Genomic DNA, 19,544 nt, shown 5'->3' on the forward strand with positions numbered 1-19,544 from the left:
GAACTACGACTGCACGTCGCCGAATTCACCGCGCACACCGGCTTCGATCAGCGCCGGCAATTCATCCATGTGCTTCATGATTCGTGTGATCCCCATCTTGCGTAACGCATCGGCGTAACCGTCGGGGATATGGCTCGCGCCGACGAACGCGATCGTCTTCATGCCGGCCGCGCGTGCCGCGTTCAACCCCGCCACGCTATCCTCGACGACGACGCAACGCGACGGCTCCACGCCCAGCGTTTTCGCGGCGAACAGATACACGTCGGGATACGGCTTCGGCCGCGCGACCTGTTCCGCGCTGAAGATCCGCTCGCCGAAAATCTGCTGCAAGCCCGCGCGCCGAACCGACGCGTTCACGCGCGCCATCCGGCTGTTCGACACGACCGCGGCCGGCAACGTGACGCGTTGCAACGCGTCGCGCACGCCGTTGATCGGGCTCAGCGAAGCCGCGAGTTCGAGCTCGACGTTGTGCTCGATGGTGTCGATGAAATTGGCCGGCAGTGTGATGTCGAAGGTTTTCTCGATGCCTTCGAGAAAACGCGAGGTCTGCTGGCCGAACGCCGTTTTGACGATGGGTTCGAAGTCGAGGCCGGGGAACGTGGCGCTCAGCGTTTCGAACATCACGCGGTCCGCAATGATTTCGCTGTCGACGAGCACGCCGTCGCAGTCACAGATGAGGTGGTCGATCATGCCTGAGAACGTAAAGCGGAAAGCGCGCGAGCAAGGGATTCGCAAGCTCGCGCGCGGAGATTGAAAGCGTCATGATACGTGCTTTGACGCGGGCTGCCTCGCGCCAAAAACATTGGATCTCGCGTTTCCCGGGCCTGAGTCGACCGGTTCAATGCGCGTGCAGCGACAGGAACAGGCCGGCCGCGACCGAACCGCCGAGCAACGGTCCGAACACCGGAATCCATGCATAACGCCAATCGCTGTCGCGCTTGCCCGGAATCGGCAGAAGCGCGTGCATCAGACGCGGCGACAGATCGCGCGCGGGGCTCATCGCGTAACCGGTCGGGCCGCCGAGCGAGATGCCGATGCCGAGCACCAGCAGGCCGACCGGCAATGCGTCGAGCGCGCCAAGTCCGACTTGCGGCGACGCGAGATACAGCACGCCGAGAATCAGCACGAAGGTCGCGATCATTTCGGTGAGCAGGTTGTGCGGCACGCTGCGAATTGCCGGCGACGTGCAGAACACGCCGAGCTTCACGTCCGCGTCGCTTTCTTTCGCGAAGTGCTGGCGATACGCGATCCACACCAGCAACGCGCCGGCCATCCCGCCGAGCATTTGCGCCGCGATGTAGCCGGGCACCTTTGCCCATGCGAATTTGCCGGCCAGCGCGAGGCTGATCGTCACGACCGGATTCAGATGCGCGCCGCTGTACGAAGCGGTGACGTACACGGCGATGAACACGGCCATCGCCCAGCCCATCACGATTACGATCAGGTCGGCGCCTTTGCCCTTCGTGCGGGCGAGCAGCACGTTGGCGACCGCGCCGTCGCCCAGCAGTACGACGAGTGCGGTGCCGATGAATTCCGCAATGTAAGGCGACATGGTTTGTTATCCGAAATATATGGGTTGAAGAAACCGCCTGGAAAGGGCGGTTTCGTTATGTCTGGAGGAGGTCTAAGCGTTGAGCGGATTGAAACGCTCAGGGCGTATCGGCCCAGGCCTTCGCGGCGCGAATCGCGCGCTTCCAGCCGTCGAGGCATGCTTTGACTTCAGCGTGCGGCAGCGCCGGTGTAAAGCGGCGGTCGAGCTTCCACTGGCTTTGCAGTTCGTCGACGTCTTTCCAGTAGCCCACCGCGAGTCCGGCCAGATACGCAGCGCCGAGAGCGGTGGTTTCCGCTACCTTCGGGCGCACTGCGTCGACGCCGAGAATATCCGCCTGGAACTGCATCAGCAGATTGTTCGCGCAGGCGCCGCCGTCCACACGCAATTCGCCGATGCGAATGCCCGAGTCGGCTTCCATCGCCTTCAGCACGTCGAGCGATTGATACGCGATCGAATCGAGCGCGGCGCGCGCGATATGCGCGGAACTCGTGCCGCGCGTGACGCCGAACAGCGTGCCGCGAGCGCGCGCATTCCAGTGCGGCGCGCCGAGACCCGCGAACGCCGGCACCAGGTAGACGCCGTCGGAGTGCGGCACGCTGCGTGCAAGCGCTTCGATTTCCGCAGCGTTCTTGATGATGCCGAGGCCGTCGCGCAACCATTGCACCACCGCGCCGCCGATGAAGATGCTGCCCTCGAGCGCGTAGTTGATCTGGTCGCCGATTTGCCACGCGATCGTGGTGACGAGGTTGTTCTTCGATTCGATCGGTTTGTCGCCGGTGTTCATCACGAGGAAACAGCCGGTGCCGTAGGTGTTTTTCACCATGCCGGATTCGGTGCACATCTGGCCGAAGAGGGCCGCGTGCTGGTCGCCCGCGATGCCCGCGAGCGGAATCTTCGACGCGAATACGGTGGTCTTGGTCGGCCCATAGACCTCCGACGAAGGCCGCACTTCCGGCAGCATGCTGCGCGGAATCTCGAGCGCGTCGAGCAGTTCGTCGTCCCACTTCAGCGTGTGGATGTTGAACAGCATGGTGCGCGACGCATTCGTCACGTCGGTCACGTGCAGGCCGCCTTTGGTGAAATTCCACACCAGCCAGCTATCGACGGTGCCGAACGCGAGGCGCCCTTGCTTCGCCTTTTCGCGCGCGCCGTCGACGTTGTCGAGAATCCAGCGGATTTTGGTGGCCGAGAAATACGAGTCGATCGGCAGGCCGGTTTTCGCGCGGACTTTTTCTTCGAGGCCCTGTTCCTTCAACTGGTCGCAGAAGTCGGCCGTGCGGCGGTCTTGCCAGACTATCGCGTTGTAGATCGGGTGACCGGTTTCGCGGTCCCACACGATGGTGGTTTCGCGCTGATTGGTGATGCCGATCGCGGCGATCGACGTGCCGTTCATGCCGGCGCGCGTCACGGCCTCGGCTGCGACGCCGGCTTGCGTCGACCAGATTTCCTGCGGATCGTGCTCGACCCAGCCCGGACGCGGATAGATCTGCTCGAATTCTTTCTGCGCGGTCGACACGATATTGCCGAGCCGGTCGAACAGCATCGCACGCGAGCTGGTGGTGCCTTGGTCAAGCGCGAGGATGTACTGATCCTGCATTGTGTCTTCTCCATGCGTTTTATGATTCGCCGGACTGCTCCCCGGCGACGGATGCGGCTTTTAGTTTTTGATGGGCGGCGCCGGATTGCGTTCGTGCATTCCGGCGCGCCGAAGCGCAGACGGCGCGAGCGGACTAGGCGTTCTGGCGAGCCGATTCGTGGGCGAACCACGCGTCGATCTCGCGCGTGACCGTGTCGAGCGTGCCGGGCTCGACATGCAAACCGAGTTTTGAGCGGCGCCACAACACGTCTTGCGCACTGCGCGCCCATTCCACGTCGCGCAGATAGACGAGTTCGGCTTCGTACAGTCCTGGCGCGTATGCGCGGCCGAGGTCCGCCACCGAGCGGGCCGCGCCGAGCACGTTCCCGATGCGGGTGCCGTAAGCGCGCGCGAGACGATGCGCGAGATCGGCCGGCAACCACGGATATTGCTGTTTGACGCCGGCAAGAAAGCGCTCGAAGTTCGCCTGCGGTATGTCGCCGCCGGGCAACGGCGCGCCGGCGGTCCACGAAGGCGTGTCGTTTTGCAATGCGCGCGCGAGTTGGTCGACGGCTTCTTCCGCGAGCTTGCGGAACGTCGTGATCTTGCCGCCGAATACCGACAGCAACGGCGCTTCGCCGGCGGGCGCGTCGAGTTCGAGCGAGTAGTCGCGCGTGACCGCCGACGGGTTGTCCGCGCCTTCTTCCTCGAGCAGCGGACGCACGCCCGAATAGGTCCAGCGCACGTCTTGCGGCGAAATCTTCTGCTTGAAGTAGCGGTTGATCGAATCGCACAGGTACTGCGTTTCGTCGGCGGTGATCGCGACTTGCGACGGGTCGCCGCGATACTCGATGTCCGTCGTGCCGATCAGCGTGTAATCGTGTTCGTACGGAATCGCGAAAATGATCCGCTTGTCCGGATTCTGGAAGATGTACGCGTGATCGTGTTCGAACAGCCGGCGCGTGACGATGTGGCTGCCTTTCACGAGGCGCACGCTGTGCGTCGCGGCGCGGCCGAGCGCGCCGTGCAGCAGTTCGCCGACCCACGGGCCGGCCGCGTTCGCGATCGACGCGGCACGCACGTCGAGGATCGTGCCGTCCGCGCGCCTGAGTTGCGCGCGCCACTCGCCACCGGCGCGCACGGCGCTCAGCAGCTTGGTGCGCGTGAGGATTTTCGCGCCGCGTTCCTGCGCGTCGAGCGCGTTCAGCACGACCAGACGCGCATCGTTGACCCAGCCATCCGAATAGACGAAGCCGCGTTTGATCGAATCGACCAGCGGCGCGCCGGCCGGATGGTCGCGCATGACGATGCCGCGCGAACCCGGCAGCAGTTCGCGTTTGGCGAGATGATCGTAAAGGAACAGGCCGGCGCGGATCAGCCAGGCCGGGCGCAGGTCGGGCATGTGCGGCATCACGAAACGCAGCGGCCACATGATGTGAGGCGCCGCGCGCAACAGCGTTTCGCGCTCCTGCAGCGCTTTGCGCACGAGGCCGAACTCGCGGTATTCCAGATAGCGCAGGCCGCCGTGAATCAGCTTGGTGCTGGCCGACGACGTATGTGCGGCCAGGTCGTCCTGTTCGCAGAGCAGCACGGACAGGCCGCGGCCTGCGGCGTCGCGTGCGATGCCCGCGCCGTTGATCCCGCCGCCCACGACGAGCAAATCGTATTTCGAGCCTTGCGTCACCTGCTGTGCCCCTTTGTGCGGTATCCGTATGCTGTTCGCCCGGACAAACTATCGAACCGATAGTGTTCGTTTTCGAACTCTAATGAACATATTCGAAAAAGTAAAGTTCGCTTTGCGGAGACGCCCTCTCCCAGATGGCTAAGGTGGTGGCGCAACGCGCAGCCACGGACGATACTCTCGGCAGCAGCCATAACGAGGTGAATTCATGCGTGGACTAGGGATAATCGGCGCCGCCGTGCTTCTGGCGGGATGTGTCAGCTCGCCGAGCTTGAGCGGCACGGCGGGTGCGCCGTCGTTCGTGGCGTTGCAGCAGATGTGCAGCGCGCAGACGGTGGATTACGGCAACGACGCGCAAGGCGTGTACGCGGCGTTATTCGACGCGTATGTGGCGAACCGGCGCGGCAAACTGTCGAAGGAAGATTTCTGCGGGTTCCAGGCGTCGATCGCGCAGAACTATACGAGTTTGGGAAAGAGCAGCGACGTCCAGACCCGTAACCAGTGGGTCCAGTTCTTTACGGATCAGCGCGCGAAGGCGATTAGCTGGCGCGCCGCAGCCGATCCTACCTTGCGTAGCGGCTGAGCGTTGCGGTAGATCGCACAGCGCTTGCGCTGTGGGTCATTCGGGCGGATGCCGTTCGGGTGGTTAGCCGCGCTGCGGCTGTGCTCCACGCCACAGCATCCGGCGAATTTGCGTCAGCACGGCCTCGCGCGTCGGCGCGTTGCTTGCGGCGGGTTGTTGCGCCTCGGGCAGCGGTAGCTGGTTCGCCAGCGCCAGCATCGTGAATCCGTGAAGGCTTGCCCAGTAAGCGTAGCCGATCAGTCGAGGGTCGCCTTCCAGGATGCCCGCGTCGACGAGACGCTCGAAATGGGCGCCGAGCATTTGCCACGCGCGTTGCGAGGCGTCGGCGAGTTCAGGGTACGCGCCGTCCTGCTGGGTCAGATCGAACATCAGCCGGTAGGCATGCGGTTCGTCGAGCGCGAAGGTCACATAAGCATCGCTGACGGCGGAATGGTGGTGCTCCGGGGCCTGCTTCGCCGCTGTTTCGAGGCGCGCCGCGAAACGGTTGAACGCGGCGGCGCGCACCATCGCCAGGATTTCGTCCTTGTCGCGGAAATAACGGTAGGGCGTCATCGCGCTGCAACCCAGTTCCTTCGCCAGTTCGCGCATCGTCACACCTTCTGCGCCGCGCGTAGCGAACGCGTTCTCGGCCACGCGCCGCATGGTTTCACGGAACTGGTGGATGTCGTCGGAGGAGAGCGTTTTGGGCATGCGCGAAGGCTGGAAATCCGTCGCGTGAATTTACTGTGTAAATGAGTTGGGCACAACAAAGCTTTCGCGAGGAGCGAAAGCCAAGGTTGACGCGAGTGAATGCGCGGCTGGCTGGTGGGCTGGCGCACGTTGATGCGACGATGTGCAAGGGTACGGGCAGCGCGGCGGAACCCGCATAGTCACCGCATGCTCGCGCTGCCGGGCGCATGCCGCTCGGCGCCGCACTCGCACCCCGACATTCCGTTCAGGAAAAACGCTTGATCGCGCGAAGCGCGCTGTCGCCCGATTCGGTCACGCGCCATTGTTCGCTGCCCGATGCGAGCCGTTCGAGTTGCACGAGCTGGCGTTCCAGCAACGCGTCGAGTTCTTCTCGCTCCATGTCGACCTGGTTGGGAGCATCCTTGACGAGCAACAACGTGGCGAATTCATGCGGACTCAGCATCGTTCTCTCCATGTCAAGCAAACGCGGACGGCCTTACAGGCGACTGGCCAGGTAGAGGCCAGAGAAGTCCGCTAAAGGATCGGGCGGGAGGTACGGCTTTTTCGACGGGCTACAGCAGTTTCAAAGCAGATTCGCAGCGCCGACACTCCGCATAACGCGGAACGGACGCTGGGGAACTGGAGTGTAGTCAACCGCACGCGAAAGACCAAAGTCGCCGCAGTAAATTTTCCCTTTGACAACCGCGCCCCGCAGAGGCGGTTGGGAGCCGTGGCCAGATCCTTGATTTCACTTGAAGTTTCGCGTGCGGTGCAGCATGGCGGCGCGTGCCTCGCGTCAGTCCGCCACGTACACCTGGCAGTTCGCGGCGGCGAGCGTTTCGATCATCTCGGCGGGCGGCGCGGCGTCGGTGAAAAGTGCGTCGATCTGTTCCAGATGACCCTGGCGGACCAGTGCGGGGCGGCCGAATTTCGAGTTGTCCGCGGCGAGGAACACCGTGCGCGCATGCTCGATGATCGCCTCGGCCACGCGCACTTCACGCGTGTCGAAATCGCGCAGCGTGCCGTCCGATTCGATCGCCGACGTGCCGATGATCGCGAAATCCACCTTGAACTGGCGGATGAAATCGATCGCCAGTTCGCCGACAATGCCCTTGTCCCACGGTCGCACGATCCCGCCCGTCACGAGCACCTCGCAATCCGGATAGCCGCTCATCATGCTGGCGACGTTCAGATTGTTGGTGATCACACGCAGCCCGCGATGCCGGTTGAGCGCGCGCGCCACTTCTTCGGTGGTCGTACCGAGGTTGATGAACAGCGAGGCCTGGTCGGGAATGTGAGTGGCCACTAATGCCGCGATGCGCCGTTTCTCGTCATGGAACATTCGCTGACGCGCGGTGTACGACACGTTCTCCGAACTGGTCGGCAGGCTCGCTCCGCCGTGATAGCGGCGCAGCAGGTTCATGTCGGCGAGCCAGTTGACGTCGCGGCGGATCGTTTGCGGCGTCACGTCGAAGTGGGCCGCCAGGTCGTCCACGGTCACGAAGCCGTCGCGTTGCACCCACTCCAGCAGTTCCTGTTGCCGGGCGTTGAGAGTCAGGCGGGGGTCTCGGGTCATGGGTCTCGAAGTCGTATGTTTTTGTCGGCGCCTGCTTGGGCCGACGACGCAAAGCGGGGTGCCGGGAAGCGGGCGAGGCGTGAATGGCGAATAGGCAGAGTGGGCTATTGTAAGACCATCGCCGCGCGCTGCCTGCCAACTCTTGCGACATGCATCCGACGCGTGCCGACTCATTCAGGCGATTTGTGCATTTATTCATTTGATAAATGAATTTGTTTTTTGGGCCGGATCGCGCTGCAATCCAAGGTTCCCGTTTTCACCCGTCTTCCATGGCTTACGGCGTTTTACCCACGCCCGGCCGCGCTTTCGAGAGTGTTCGACATGACTGGCTTCAACTGGCAAAACCCTTACCCGACGCCGCGTCTGCCTGTATTCGCGCGCAATATCGTTTCGACGTCGCATCCGCTCGCCGCGCAAGCCGGGCTGCGGATGCTGTGGAAAGGCGGCAATGCCGTCGACGCGGCGATCGCCGCCGCTGCCGCGATCACGGTAGTCGAGCCGGTGTCGTGCGGGCTGGGCGGCGACGCGTTCGCACTGGTGTGGGACGGCAAGAAACTGCATGGGCTGAACGCGTCGGGCGTTTCGCCGGCGGCATGGAACGTCGATTATTTCAAGCGCAAGTACGGCGAGGAAAACGGCATCGCGAAGCAACCGAAGCGCGGCTGGGACGCGGTCACGGTGCCGGGCGTGATCGCCGGCTGGGAAGCGTTGCACCAGAAATTTGGCTCGCTGCCGTTCGCCGACCTGATGGAACCGGCAATCGAGATCGCCGAGCGCGGTCACGCGGTGGCGAGCATCGTCGCGTACAAGTGGGCGGCGGCCGTGCCCGAGTTGAAAGACCTGCCGGGCTTCGCGCAAACTTTCATGCCGCGCGGCCGCGCGCCGGAAGTCAGCGAACTCGTGCGCTTTCCGGGCCACGCGAAGACGCTGCGCAAGCTGGCCGAACAAGGTCCGCGTGCGTACTACGAAGGCGAGATCGCCGAGCGGATCGCCGCGTTCGCGCGTGAAGGCGGCGGCGCGATGACCCTCGACGATCTGCGCAACTATCGCGCGGATTGGGTCGAGCCGATCGGCAAGGATTATCGCGGCTACACGGTGCATGAGATTCCGCCGAACGGCCAGGGCATCGCGGCGCTGATCGCGCTCGGCATCCTCGAAAAATTCGACGTGAAGGAACTGGCCGTCGACAACGTCGAGTCGCAGCATCTGCAGATCGAAGCCATGAAGCTGGCATTCGCCGACGTGTACCGCTACGTCGCCGACCCACGTTCGATGGACGTCACGCCCGAGCAGATGCTCGACGACGCCTACCTCACGTCGCGCGCGAAGCTGATCGATCACAAGCGCGCCACGCAGTTCGACTTCGGGATGCCAAAGGCCGGCGGCACGATCTACATGTCGGTCGCCGACGAGCGCGGGATGATGGTCAGCTTCATCCAGTCGAACTATATGGGCTTCGGCTCGGGCATCGTGGTGCCGGACAGCGGCATCGCGATGCAGAACCGCGGCTGCGGTTTCTCGATGGACCCGAAATCGCCGAATGTCGTGGAAGGCGGCAAGCGGCCGTTCCACACGATCATCCCGTCGTTCCTCACGCAGCAGGTGAACGGCCAGCAGGAAGCGGTGATGAGCTTCGGCGTGATGGGCGGCGACATGCAGCCGCAAGGCCATCTGCAGTCGATCGTGCGGATGCTCGACTACGGCCAGCAGCCGCAGGCGGCGTGCGACGCGCCGCGCTGGAAGGTCAACCGCGACTTCACGATCGACATCGAAGCGACACTCGATCCGAACACCGCCGCGGCGTTGCAGAAACTCGGCCACACGATCAAATCGGTCGACGATCCGTACATGGACTTCGGCTCTGGCCAGTACATCTGGAAGCTCGATCGCAACGATCCTGAGCGCGGCTATGTGGCGGCGAGCGATAGCCGTCGCGACGGGCTGGCTGCGGGCTTCTGATGACGACTACTCCCGCGCCGCATACCGCGACAGCTTCAATTCATTCCGCAGCCGCACCGCTTTCCAAGGCCATGGTGCGGCGAATCGTGTTTTCGTCGTCGGTCGGCAACGCGCTCGAGTGGTTCGACTTCCTGGTCTACGGCTATTTCGCGACCATCATCGCGAAACAGTTTTTCCCGATGCAGGACGAGTGGCTGTCGACGCTCCTCGCGATCGCCACGTTCGGCATCTCGTTCCTGATGCGGCCGCTGGGCGCGATCGTGCTCGGCATCTACGGCGACCGCAAAGGCCGCAAGGCGGCGCTCACGCTCGCGATCGCGCTGATGATGGTCGGCACTTTCACGATGGCCGTGATGCCGCCGTATGCGTCGATCGGTATTGCGGCGCCCGTGTTGATCCTGCTCGCGCGCCTCGTGCAAGGCTTTGCGGTGGGCGGCGAGTTCGGCAGCGCGACGGCCTTCATGGTCGAGCACAGCGCGTCGCGGCGCGGCTATTACGCGAGCTGGCAATTCGCCAGCCAGGGGTTGGCGGCGATCACCGCGGCGGCGTTCGGCTCGCTGCTGACCGCGTGGATGCCGCCCGCGGAGCTCAATAGCTGGGGTTGGCGCATTCCGTTCGTATTCGGCTTGCTGGTCGGGCCGATCGGCTATTACATCCGCTCGCATCTCGACGAGACGCCGGAGTTTCTCGCCATGCGCGAAGAGCGCGAGGCGGCGGCGAAACTCGCCGGCACCCGCGACGTGAAAGAGCCGGGCGCGTCGTTCAGCAACCAGTGGGTCAATCTGTTGCTGGCGGTGGGCATCGTCGCGCAATCGACGGTGGGCGTATATGTGCTGCAGCTCTACATGCCGCTGTATGCGGTCAAACAGTTGCACATGGCGGCTGCGGCGTCGTTCGGCGTGGTGGTGCTCAACGGCGGCTTGCAGTTCCTGCTGTCGCCGGTCATGGGCGCGCTGTCGGATCGCATCGGACGGATTCGCATCATGCTGACCACGTCGATCCTGATGGGCGCGCTGATCTATCCGATGTTCGCGTGGTTGCAGTCGCATCCGACCATCGGTTGGCTGCTGTTGCTGCAAGCGGTGGCCGGAATTTTCAAGGCGGCTTACTCCGGTCCGATGCCCGCGCTGATGTCCGAGATATTTCCCGCGCAGGTGCGCTCGACCGGTCTTTCAATCGGTTACAGCATCGGCGTGACGATCTTCGGCGGTTTTGCGCCGACGATCGTGGAAACCTTCATTCACTTGACCGGCGACAAACTCGCGCCGAGTTACTACGTGCTGATTGCCGCGGTGCTGTCGGGTTTGTCGCTCGTAGTCGTGGCCTGGCGTATGCGGCGCGTGCGGCGGATGGACGTCGTGCAGGCCGCCTGATCTCTTGCGTGGCCGTGACGGTTCGCGTTGCCGCGAGCTTCGATAAGCGTCAGCGAGGACCTTTCGCTCAAAGCAAAAGCCAGCTCCCGAAGCTGGCTTTTTTGCATCTGCTCTGTTGCAGATTATTACGACCGAATGATTCGACTATCGCGAATCCGGAACTGCGGACGCGCGGCACGGTCTGTGCTGGGTTATCTGCAGAGTTGCACAACACCGGCTAAGATGCAGATACACGGGGTTAACTCTAATTCAAGGCGCTGTATCCGACGCAGTGAGCCGTCCCGGCAAAGCGGGCGGCTTCGAGCGGGCTCCACGAGTCGATACAGCTTTCGGAGCAATGACACGATGCACATTGAGCTGAACCATGTGATGCCCTGGCGGATCGAGGATATCGACCTCACGCGCATTGACCGCCAGAAGGCCGCCTCCAACGAAGACTTGCTGCTGCTGCTGTGCGCGTCGTCCTTTATTGAAAGCGGCACCGATCTTTATACGAGCAATCTGAGCACCTTCTTCCACGGCGACCCGGAGGTCTCGGCCTGGCTGAATCAGGAATGGGAGCCGGAAGAAATGCAGCATGGCCGCGCGTTGAAGACCTATATCGCCTACGTGTGGCCCGAATTCGATTGGGACACGGCGTTCCGCAATTTCATGGAGGAGTACTCGCTGACCTGTTCGGTCGAGGACTTCGAAAAAACCCGCGCGCTCGAGATGGTGGCGCGCTGTGTGGTGGAAACGGGTACGGCTACGCTGTATCGCGCGATCAACGAATGTTCGGACGAGCCGGTGCTCAAGCAGATCACCGACAACATCCGGACGGATGAAGTCCGTCACTACAAGCACTTTTTAAAGTTTTTCAAGAAGTACAACAAGATCGAGGGCAATGGCCGTCTTGCCGTGCTCGGCGCGCTGATGCGCCGTGTGATGGAGATCAAGAACGAAGACTCGGAGATCGCGTTGCGCCATGTGTTCGCGGTGCGTTATCCGGAGCGCGTGCACGATTCGGCGTATAACCGCGAACGCGCGGCACGCATCAACGCTTTGGTGCGTCGCAATCTGTCCGCGGACATGTGCGTGAAAATGCTGCTCAAGCCGCTCGATCTGCCGGCGAGAATTCAACCAGGCGTGCATTATCCGCTCGCCAAGATCACGCAGCATGTGTTCTTTCGCTGATGCGCTAGTCTGTTTGAACCGCGTATGAGAATGGCCCGCTCGCGCGGGCCATTTGCGTTTCGACGCCTGATCGATCTTCTTGCGTTAAGCTTGATTCACCGGACCGCCGCGATGAACGAATCCCCCGCACCCTACCGCCCGCTCGAGCAAACCGTGTTCGACGAATGGCCCGCTGCCGTGCGCGCGTTGCTCGACGGTTCTTCGCTGGCGGCCAGGAAGGGCTTTACCGCATCGCTGCTGAGCGTCGACGCGAAGGGTCATATGCGGACGTCGCTGCTGGGTGTCGGCGAGCTGTATGCGCCCGATTCGCGCACGCTGTGCATCGCGTTGTGGCCGCAAGCGAGGGCGGCGCGGGCGATCGGCCAAAGCGGCCGGGCTGCGCTGAGCTTTGTCTGCGACGAAGCGTTCTATCAGGTGCAATTGTTTGCCGCGCCGTTAGCGGGCGTCGAAGGCGACGACAGCGGGCTGCGCTACCTGATCTGCTCGATCGATACAGGTGAAGCGCAAAGTGTGCGCTATGCGCGCCTGACGAGCGGCATCACATTCGAGTTTGCGCAAGGGGAAGGGGAAGCTGTGCTCGATCGTTGGGAACGACAGATCGAGCACCTGAAGCAGGCGGCCGCCGCGGCTCACCGTTAGGATTTCACTGGATTCACTAACGGTTAGCCGTCAAGCGGCCTTGCAGATCAACGGCCGCGCTGGCCGCTGCGCGACGGTTGGCCGCCACGCGGCGCGTCGTTGCGCGGCTTGGCGCCGCCCAGCAACGCGCCGGGATTGCCGCCTTGCGGCCGGTTGCCCTGCGGCTTGCGCGGCGCGTGCTGCGCGGCATTGCCGTCATGGTTGACCGAGCGCGGCTTGTCGTCGTGACGCTGGCCTTCGCGGCGCGGCTGGCCGCCGCCGCCGTTGCTGGCCGGCTTCGCGCCTTGCGGCTTCGGCTGTTGCTGAGCGCTGCCGTTGCCATTTCCGTTCGACGGACGCTGACCGCCGCCCGTACGCTGCGCCGGCTTCGCAGCCGACGCACCGTCGCGACGGCCGCCTTCGCGCGGCGCGCCATCACGTTTGGGCGCACCGCCACCCTGGCCCTGACGCGGCGAGCGACCACCACCGCCGCCACCACCCTGGCCACGGCGCAGAATCGGCTCCGGCTTCGCGGTCGGGTCCGGCTCGAAGCCGGCGATGACTTCCTGCGGCACCGGACGCTTGATCAGCTTCTCGATGTCTTTCAGCAGTTGCAATTCGTCGACGCACACCAGCGAGATCGCCTCGCCGGTCGCACCGGCGCGACCCGTGCGGCCGATGCGGTGCACATAGTCTTCCGGCACGTTCGGCAGATCGTAGTTGACCACGTGCGGCAGTTGATCGATATCGATGCCGCGTGCGGCGATGTCGGTCGCGACCAGCACCTGCAACGTGCCGTCCTTGAACTCAGCGAGCGCGCGGGTACGCGCCGACTGGCTCTTGTTGCCGTGAATCGCCAATGCGCTGATGCTGTCTTTGGTCAGTTGCTCGGCCAGGCGGTTCGCGCCGTGCTTGGTGCGCGTGAACACCAGCACCTGGAACCAGTTGTGCTGCTTGATCAGATGCGTGAGCAATTCGCGCTTCTTGTCGCGATCCACCGGGTGGATCTTCTGCGCGACCGTCTCGGCCGTCGTATTGCGGCGCGCGACTTCGATCAGCGCCGGCGAGTCGAGCAGGTTGTCGGCGAGCGTCTTGATTTCATCCGAGAAGGTGGCCGAGAACAGCAGGTTCTGGCGCTTCGGCGGCAGCTTCGCGAGCACGCGCTTGATGTCGTGGATGAAACCCATGTCGAGCATCCGATCGGCTTCGTCGAGCACGAGAATCTCGAGGTGCGACAGGTCGATGGTCTTTTGCTGCATGTGGTCGAGCAAACGGCCCGGCGTCGCGACGACGATGTCCACGCCGCTGCGCAGCGCGCCGATCTGCGGATTGATGCCGACGCCGCCGAACATCACGGTCGACTTCAGCTTCAGGTACTTGCCGTAAGCGCGCACGCTTTCTTCGACCTGCGCGGCCAGCTCGCGAGTGGGGGTGAGAATCAGCGCGCGAACCACGCGCTTGCCCGACGCGGAAGTGACGGCGGGCATCGTGTTCAGACGCTGCAGGATCGGCAGCGTGAAGCCGGCGGTCTTGCCGGTGCCGGTCTGCGCGCCGGCGAGCAGATCGCCGCCGTTGAGCACGGCGGGAATCGCTTGCGTCTGGATCGGAGTCGGCGTGGTGTAGCCGAGTTCGTGTACAGCGCGGACCAACGGTTCGGACAAGCCGAGGGAATCAAAAGACATAAAAACTCTTTGCAATGCAGTGTCGCGAACGGCACACAGGGGACTGATCGAGCCCGGGCGGGCTAAAACAGGCACAAGCACGGCATGAACACGCCCGCATGGCGCGTTCGAGGCCGAAGCCCGGTTCCGGTCGCAGAGAAATCGGCGGCACGCGGAAACGCGTGCCGAATGCTTCAACGCGCTATGCAGACACGTTGACTGGCCTTAAGTTGCACTTCGGTTGCACTTCGCCGCCGTGGGATGTCACGCGACATAGCGCGCGACACTGACGAATTGACACAGACTGCCCGCCAGTACGAACAGGTGCCAGATACCATGTCCATGCCGGATGCGCTCGTCGTTGATGAAGAAGTAGATGCCGGCGCTGTAGATGACCCCGCCGGCCACGAGCCAGGCGGTACCCGCTGCTGGTAATGCCTGCACCAGCGGGCGGACGGCAACGAGCGCGAGCCATCCCATCAACACATACAACACCATCGAAACGCTGCGGGTGCGCCGCCCGAGCGTCAGTTCCTGCACGATGCCAAGAATGGCAAGGCCCCAGCTTACCCCGAAAAGCGACCAGCCCCACGGTCCGCGCAACGTAACAAGTGTGAACGGGGTGTAACTGCCGGCGATCAACAGGTAGATCGCCGAGTGGTCGCATTTCTGCAGAACGGCTTTGAGACGTGGGGTGCGTACGCTGTGGTAAAGCGTCGAAATCGTGTACAGCACGATCAGCATCGCGCCGTACACACTGAAACTGACCACTTTGTACGGGTCGCCGGCAAGTGCGCCCATGGTGACGAGCGCGGCAAGACCCGCCACCGACAGTACGGTGCCGACGAGGTGGGTAATGCTGTTGAAACGCTCACCGACATGCACGGCTCTTTCCTCCTGCGCGGTTTCATAAGGGTTTAGCCCTACATGATACCGGTCCTGCAAAAACGAAGGGCGCGGCTGCTTGATTTCGCAGCCGCGCCCCGGATGCCTCGAACGCTGTTTAGTCGAGCGGCGCCGAACGCAAATCCGACACCTGCTGCGGCGACACAGCCGTACCGTGGTTGCCCCACGACATCCGGATGTACGTGACGACCGCTGCCACTTCCGTATTCGACAATGCCTGCGCGAACGGCGGCATGCCGTACGGATGCGGATTGCCATCCGTGCTCGGCGGATAACCGCCGTTCAGCACCATGCGGATCGGGTTGACCGCCGATGGCATCTGGATCGACTGGTTGTTCGCGAGCGGCGGGAACGCCGGCGGCATACCGAGGCCGTTTTCCGCATGGCATTTCGCACAGTTGTCAGCGTAGATCTTCTGACCTTGCTTCAACAGTTCGCCACCGAACTTTTCCGAGGTTTCGAGCTGCAGCGGTTCCGGTGCTTCGCTCTTCTGCGGAATCGTCTTCAGGTACGTGGCCATTGCGTTGATGTCGGCGTCCGACATGTATTGCAGGCTGTTGTGAACCACTTCGGCCATCGGACCGAACACCGCGCCGCGGTTCGACACGCCGGTCTTCAGCAGATCGGCGATGTCTTTGGTTTCCCAGTCGCCGAGGCCGGCTTCCTTGTTCGACGTGAGCGACGGCGCGTACCAGTTCTGCAGCGGGATCAGACCGCCGGCAAACGCGGCCGAGCTGACCGGGCCGCCCATTGCGTTGATCGACGTGTGGCACATGCCGCAATGGCCGAGGCCTTCGATCAGGTAAGCGCCGCGATTCCATTCCACCGACTTGGTCGGATCGGCCTTGTACTCGCCTTCACGGAAGAACAGCGTGCGCCAGCCGATCAGCATGTTGCGCTGGTTGAACGGGAATTTCAGTTCGTGCGGACGGCTCGCCACGTTGACCGGCGCGACCGAGCGCAGGTACGCGTAGATCGCGTCCGAGTCGGCGCGCGTGACCTTCGTGTAGCTCGTGAACGGGAAGCCCGGATACAGCAGGCTGCCGTCTTTCGAGCGACCGGTATGCATCGCGCGATAAAAGTCGTCCTGGGTCCACTTGCCGATCCCGTATTGGTCGTCGGGCGTGATGTTCGGCGTGAACATCGTGCCGAACGGCGTGGCCATCGGCAGGCCGCCGGCGAACTGCTTGCCGCCGCGCACCGTGTGGCAGGCGATACAGTCGCCCGCGCGGGCGAGGTACTCGCCCTGTTTGATCAGCGCGGCCTGGTCGGCGGGCGTGGCCGCCATGGCCGTGCCGTTATGCAGGTGGTCGCCGCCCGACCACAGGACGGGAACGAGTGCGGCAGCTGCAACGACGACGACTGCCGAGAGGGCGAACAAAGACTTGCGTTTCATTTGAGTGTCTCCCGGTGCCTTATTGCGGTTCGCTGCCGCAGGCAAGCGGAGTCTTCATCGAGCGGGCCGGAGCCGGCACGGGATTTTGCGGAGCCTGTTGTGTGGCAAGCCATGACGCGACGGCGTTCACGTCTTCGTCGGTGAGGCGCGTGGCGATGGTGTGCATGCAGTCAGGTGCGATAGCGTGACGCGAGCCCGAACGCCATGCGCCTAGTTGCGCGCTGATGTAGTCGGCGTGCAGTCCCACCAGACCCGGAATCGCCGGTTCCATGCCGGTCAGGCCCTTCCCGTGACAGGCCGCGCAAGCCGGAATCTGCTTGCCCGCGTCGCCGTTCAGCACGATCTGCTGGCCGCGCGCCAGCGTGCTCGACGACACCGTCGGCTTGGCCGGCGGCGGATACGGCGGACGCTGTTGCGAGAAGTACGTGGCGATCTGATGAAGGTAGTCGTCCGAAAGGTACGTGACGAGGTAGTTCATGGGCGGGTAGCGGCGGCGCCCTTCGCGGAAATTCTGCAGTTGGTTGTACAGATAATCGGCCGGCTTGCCCGCGAGACGTGGGAAGTAGTCGTTGTCGGTACCTTGGCCCTTCGAGCCGTGACAGGCCGTGCAGCCCTGCACGCGCGCTTCCATTGTGTCAGGGGCCTTCGGTTGAGTTTGCGCTTTCGCAGCGCTATACACACCCGCGGAGCCGATCAGCAGAAGAGCGAGCAACGGGCGGAAAATGCGTCTTGAAGACACGCGTAACTCCATCAATATCGGGGACCTGACCGAACTTCTAGAGGCTCGGTGTGGAGGGCAGCCGGCGCTGCGGCGACGCGGAATTCTATCATTGAAGGGTGATGATGACTATTTGTCAGCCGTTGTAAGGTTCCCCGCGTGACAGCGATGCGACAGTTTGACGCGCGAAGAATTTTCGCTTGGCGGCAATCCGAAATTGTGTGTCGAATCAACGCGCAAGCGTCGTGCTGGGGGTGTCGCGCGAGAAAGCCGGTTGAACCGACGCGCGTGTCTCCCATCGAAGCGTACACTTCCGGGCGCGCCGGCTTGCGTCACGCATTGACATCCGGCGAAACCCGGCGAAAGCCTACGACGCAAGCGCCCATCGTTTCCCTTTTTTCAAGCTATCGGCCTTACATGAAGCTATTCAATTTCTCGCCTGCCGCATTGCGCGCGTGGGCATTCGGCGCCCTGGCGCTGGCTGTCTCCTCCACGGCTTTCGCGCATGCGCATCTGGTGTCGAGCGAACCGGCCGCGAACGCCGACGTTGCCGCTCCCACCGAAGTGACGATCCATTTCACCGAACCGCTCGAACCGGCCTTCAGCAAGATCGAACTGAGCGACGCAGGCGGCAAGCCTGCCGCGCAGGCCGCGTCGCAAGTCGACAACGGCGACGCCAAGGTCATGCACCTCGCGTTGCCGCAGTTGGGCGCGGGCCGTTACGCGGTGCATTGGACGGCGGTGGCCACCGACGGCCATCGCACCCAGGGTGACTTTGCGTTCAACGTCAAATGAGCATCGACGGACTGTGGATCGGGCAGGTCGCCATGGCCGGGCTCATGAATGTCGCGTTTGCGTTTGCCGTCGGATCGGCGTTGCTCGGCGCGTGGCTCGCGCCGGATGCAAAGGCCAGTATCTCGCCGGCGCGGCCCGCGTGGTTGCGCGCGCAACGGTCGATGCAGACGGCCAGCGTCGTGCTGGTGCTCGCGGATCTCGGCTGGCTGCTGTACCAGGCGGCGTCGATGAGCGGCGTGGCGTTGCCGGCCGCGATCGGCGTGGTGCCCACCGTGCTGACGCAGACCCATGTCGGCTACGGCTGGAGCGTCGCGTTCGCCGGCTCGCTCGTGCTGCTCGGCACCGCGATGGCGAGCCACACCGGTATGCTGCGCAACGCGCTGCTATGGCTCGCGGTGATCGTGGTGGCGGCCGGCAAGGCTTCGCTCGGGCACGCGGCCGATGCCGGCCCGCTATCGGCCGCGATCGCCATGCAGACGCTGCACGTGCTGGTCACGAGCGTGTGGGGCGGTCTCGCGATGGCGGCGGGACTTTCGGTGCTGCCGGCGCTGGGTGCTTCGACCGCGCGCGGCATGCTGATCCGTACCGCGGGGCAGGTGTCGAATGTTTCGGTCGTGGCGGTCGGGTTGGTGCTGTTGTCCGGCGTGTTCAATGCGGTGCGCGGTTCAGGCGGTTCGTTCGAAGCGATCGAAATGAGCACCTGGGGTCATGTGCTGACGCTCAAGCTCGCGCTGGTCGCGCTGGCGCTGGTGCTCGGCGGACTCAACCGATTTTCGGCGCTGCCGCGCCTGCGCCGCACGGCTTCGACGATGGACGCGCACACCTTCGTCAACGTGCTGTATTTCGAAGCATTGGCGATGATCGGCGTGTTCGCCGCGGCGGCCGCGTTGTCGCATAGCGTGCCGGCGTTCGCCGCGTTGGGCTGAGCGGCAGGGTCATAAAAGCAGGCAATAAAGCAACGCCCTAAAAGCAACGCCATAAAAAAGCGCCGCACAGCAAAAGCGTGCGGCGCAATACACACGGTCGCCCGGCGGTGGCCGGCTGATCCGTTACTGCTTCAGGCGGCGAGCGCGTTGCGCACCCGTTCCAGCGTCTCCTCCGGAAACATTTCCTGCTGTAAGTCGCCGTCGGCGTCGAACCACTGGCAGATCAGCCAGTTGCCCGGCGCGAATACCACCGGTCCGCTCCACGTGGCCGTCATCGGACGTCCGCCGGATTTGAGCGCGAGCACGTCGCCGGCGGTGTACGCGGGTCTGGTGGATCGTTTGATCAGTCTGGTCAGTCGCATGCTGAGGGCTCCGGCGCGGG

General features: G+C 63.5%; 19 protein-coding genes. 7 read left to right on the plus strand and 12 right to left on the minus strand.

What is annotated here, in order from left to right; translation table 11 throughout:
* Nucleotides 1-3: 3 nt before the first annotated feature.
* The 4 genes from PQQ51_RS00775 to glpD all read right to left on the minus strand — a co-directional run bounded on the left by PQQ51_RS00775 (nt 4) and on the right by glpD (nt 4,812).
* Nucleotides 4-690 carry an HAD family hydrolase gene (locus tag PQQ51_RS00775; protein ID WP_408493968.1) on the minus strand — a complete coding sequence of 229 codons (687 nt, stop codon included), beginning with the start codon at nt 688-690 and terminating at the stop codon, nt 4-6.
* A gap of 148 nt (nt 691-838) precedes the next feature.
* On the minus strand, nt 839-1,552 hold the full coding sequence (locus PQQ51_RS00780) for an MIP/aquaporin family protein (RefSeq protein WP_408493970.1): 714 nt from the start codon (nt 1,550-1,552) through the stop codon (nt 839-841).
* A gap of 97 nt (nt 1,553-1,649) precedes the next feature.
* Nucleotides 1,650-3,149 carry a glycerol kinase GlpK gene (glpK, locus tag PQQ51_RS00785; RefSeq protein ID WP_408493971.1) on the minus strand — a complete coding sequence of 500 codons (1,500 nt, stop codon included), beginning with the start codon at nt 3,147-3,149 and terminating at the stop codon, nt 1,650-1,652.
* 133 nt (nt 3,150-3,282) lie between these two features.
* Nucleotides 3,283-4,812, minus strand: coding sequence for a glycerol-3-phosphate dehydrogenase (gene glpD / locus PQQ51_RS00790; protein ID WP_408493972.1), 1,530 nt, complete (start codon nt 4,810-4,812; stop codon nt 3,283-3,285).
* A gap of 205 nt (nt 4,813-5,017) precedes the next feature.
* On the opposite strand from glpD, the gene PQQ51_RS00795 reads away from it, so the two are divergent.
* Complete coding sequence (locus PQQ51_RS00795; RefSeq protein WP_408493974.1) at nt 5,018-5,392, plus strand: hypothetical protein; 375 nt, start codon at nt 5,018-5,020, stop codon at nt 5,390-5,392.
* 63 nt (nt 5,393-5,455) lie between these two features.
* Here the strand turns inward: PQQ51_RS00795 and PQQ51_RS00800 are convergent, their stop codons facing one another.
* The 3 genes from PQQ51_RS00800 to PQQ51_RS00810 form a co-directional block, all read right to left on the minus strand.
* Nucleotides 5,456-6,082 carry a TetR/AcrR family transcriptional regulator gene (locus tag PQQ51_RS00800; RefSeq protein WP_408493975.1) on the minus strand — a complete coding sequence of 209 codons (627 nt, stop codon included), beginning with the start codon at nt 6,080-6,082 and terminating at the stop codon, nt 5,456-5,458.
* A gap of 244 nt (nt 6,083-6,326) precedes the next feature.
* Nucleotides 6,327-6,524: a hypothetical protein gene (locus PQQ51_RS00805; protein ID WP_408493977.1), complete on the minus strand. Its 198-nt coding sequence runs from the start codon at nt 6,522-6,524 to the stop codon at nt 6,327-6,329.
* Nucleotides 6,525-6,857: 333 nt separating this feature from the next.
* Nucleotides 6,858-7,637: a DeoR/GlpR family DNA-binding transcription regulator gene (locus tag PQQ51_RS00810; protein WP_408493978.1), complete on the minus strand. Its 780-nt coding sequence runs from the start codon at nt 7,635-7,637 to the stop codon at nt 6,858-6,860.
* Between the two features lie 321 nt (nt 7,638-7,958).
* Here PQQ51_RS00810 and ggt point away from each other — a divergent pair, with 321 nt between their 5' ends.
* From ggt to PQQ51_RS00830, 4 genes are all read left to right on the plus strand, one after another.
* Nucleotides 7,959-9,596, plus strand: coding sequence for a gamma-glutamyltransferase (gene ggt, locus PQQ51_RS00815; RefSeq protein ID WP_408493979.1), 1,638 nt, complete (start codon nt 7,959-7,961; stop codon nt 9,594-9,596).
* Nucleotides 9,596-10,969: an MFS transporter gene (locus tag PQQ51_RS00820; RefSeq protein ID WP_408493980.1), complete on the plus strand. Its 1,374-nt coding sequence runs from the start codon at nt 9,596-9,598 to the stop codon at nt 10,967-10,969. Before ggt ends, PQQ51_RS00820 begins: the two co-directional genes overlap by 1 nt.
* 345 nt (nt 10,970-11,314) lie before the next feature.
* Nucleotides 11,315-12,142: a ferritin-like domain-containing protein gene (locus PQQ51_RS00825; RefSeq protein ID WP_408493981.1), complete on the plus strand. Its 828-nt coding sequence runs from the start codon at nt 11,315-11,317 to the stop codon at nt 12,140-12,142.
* A 111-nt stretch (nt 12,143-12,253) separates the two neighbouring features.
* The gene (locus tag PQQ51_RS00830) at nt 12,254-12,781 is read left to right on the plus strand and encodes a hypothetical protein (RefSeq protein ID WP_408493982.1); all 528 of its coding nucleotides are present in this window, start codon (nt 12,254-12,256) and stop codon (nt 12,779-12,781) included.
* A gap of 47 nt (nt 12,782-12,828) precedes the next feature.
* On the opposite strand, the gene PQQ51_RS00835 is transcribed toward PQQ51_RS00830, so the two are convergent.
* From PQQ51_RS00835 to PQQ51_RS00850, 4 genes are all read right to left on the minus strand, one after another.
* Nucleotides 12,829-14,442, minus strand: coding sequence for a DEAD/DEAH box helicase (locus PQQ51_RS00835; protein WP_408493984.1), 1,614 nt, complete (start codon nt 14,440-14,442; stop codon nt 12,829-12,831).
* 243 nt (nt 14,443-14,685) lie between these two features.
* On the minus strand, nt 14,686-15,306 hold the full coding sequence (gene trhA, locus PQQ51_RS00840; protein WP_408493985.1) for a PAQR family membrane homeostasis protein TrhA: 621 nt from the start codon (nt 15,304-15,306) through the stop codon (nt 14,686-14,688).
* Nucleotides 15,307-15,424: 118 nt separating this feature from the next.
* Nucleotides 15,425-16,723, minus strand: coding sequence for a c-type cytochrome (locus tag PQQ51_RS00845; RefSeq protein WP_408493986.1), 1,299 nt, complete (start codon nt 16,721-16,723; stop codon nt 15,425-15,427).
* A 19-nt stretch (nt 16,724-16,742) separates the two neighbouring features.
* Nucleotides 16,743-17,474, minus strand: a complete 732-nt coding sequence (locus PQQ51_RS00850; RefSeq protein ID WP_408493987.1) for a c-type cytochrome — start codon at nt 17,472-17,474, stop codon at nt 16,743-16,745.
* A gap of 384 nt (nt 17,475-17,858) precedes the next feature.
* Here PQQ51_RS00850 and copC point away from each other — a divergent pair, with 384 nt between their 5' ends.
* Nucleotides 17,859-18,236 (plus strand): copper homeostasis periplasmic binding protein CopC, encoded by a 378-nt coding sequence (gene copC / locus PQQ51_RS00855; protein WP_408493988.1) that lies wholly within the window; start codon nt 17,859-17,861, stop codon nt 18,234-18,236.
* Nucleotides 18,233-19,162: a CopD family protein gene (locus PQQ51_RS00860; RefSeq protein WP_408493989.1), complete on the plus strand. Its 930-nt coding sequence runs from the start codon at nt 18,233-18,235 to the stop codon at nt 19,160-19,162. The genes copC and PQQ51_RS00860 overlap by 4 nt, the downstream gene beginning before the upstream one ends.
* Nucleotides 19,163-19,293: 131 nt before the next feature.
* Here PQQ51_RS00860 and PQQ51_RS00865 read toward each other — a convergent pair whose 3' ends face one another.
* Nucleotides 19,294-19,524: a YodC family protein gene (locus PQQ51_RS00865; protein WP_408493991.1), complete on the minus strand. Its 231-nt coding sequence runs from the start codon at nt 19,522-19,524 to the stop codon at nt 19,294-19,296.
* Nucleotides 19,525-19,544: the final 20 nt, after the last annotated feature.

The sequence above is a fragment of the Paraburkholderia xenovorans genome, assembly GCF_046030735.1.
Taxonomy (GTDB): domain Bacteria; phylum Pseudomonadota; class Gammaproteobacteria; order Burkholderiales; family Burkholderiaceae; genus Paraburkholderia; species Paraburkholderia xenovorans_A.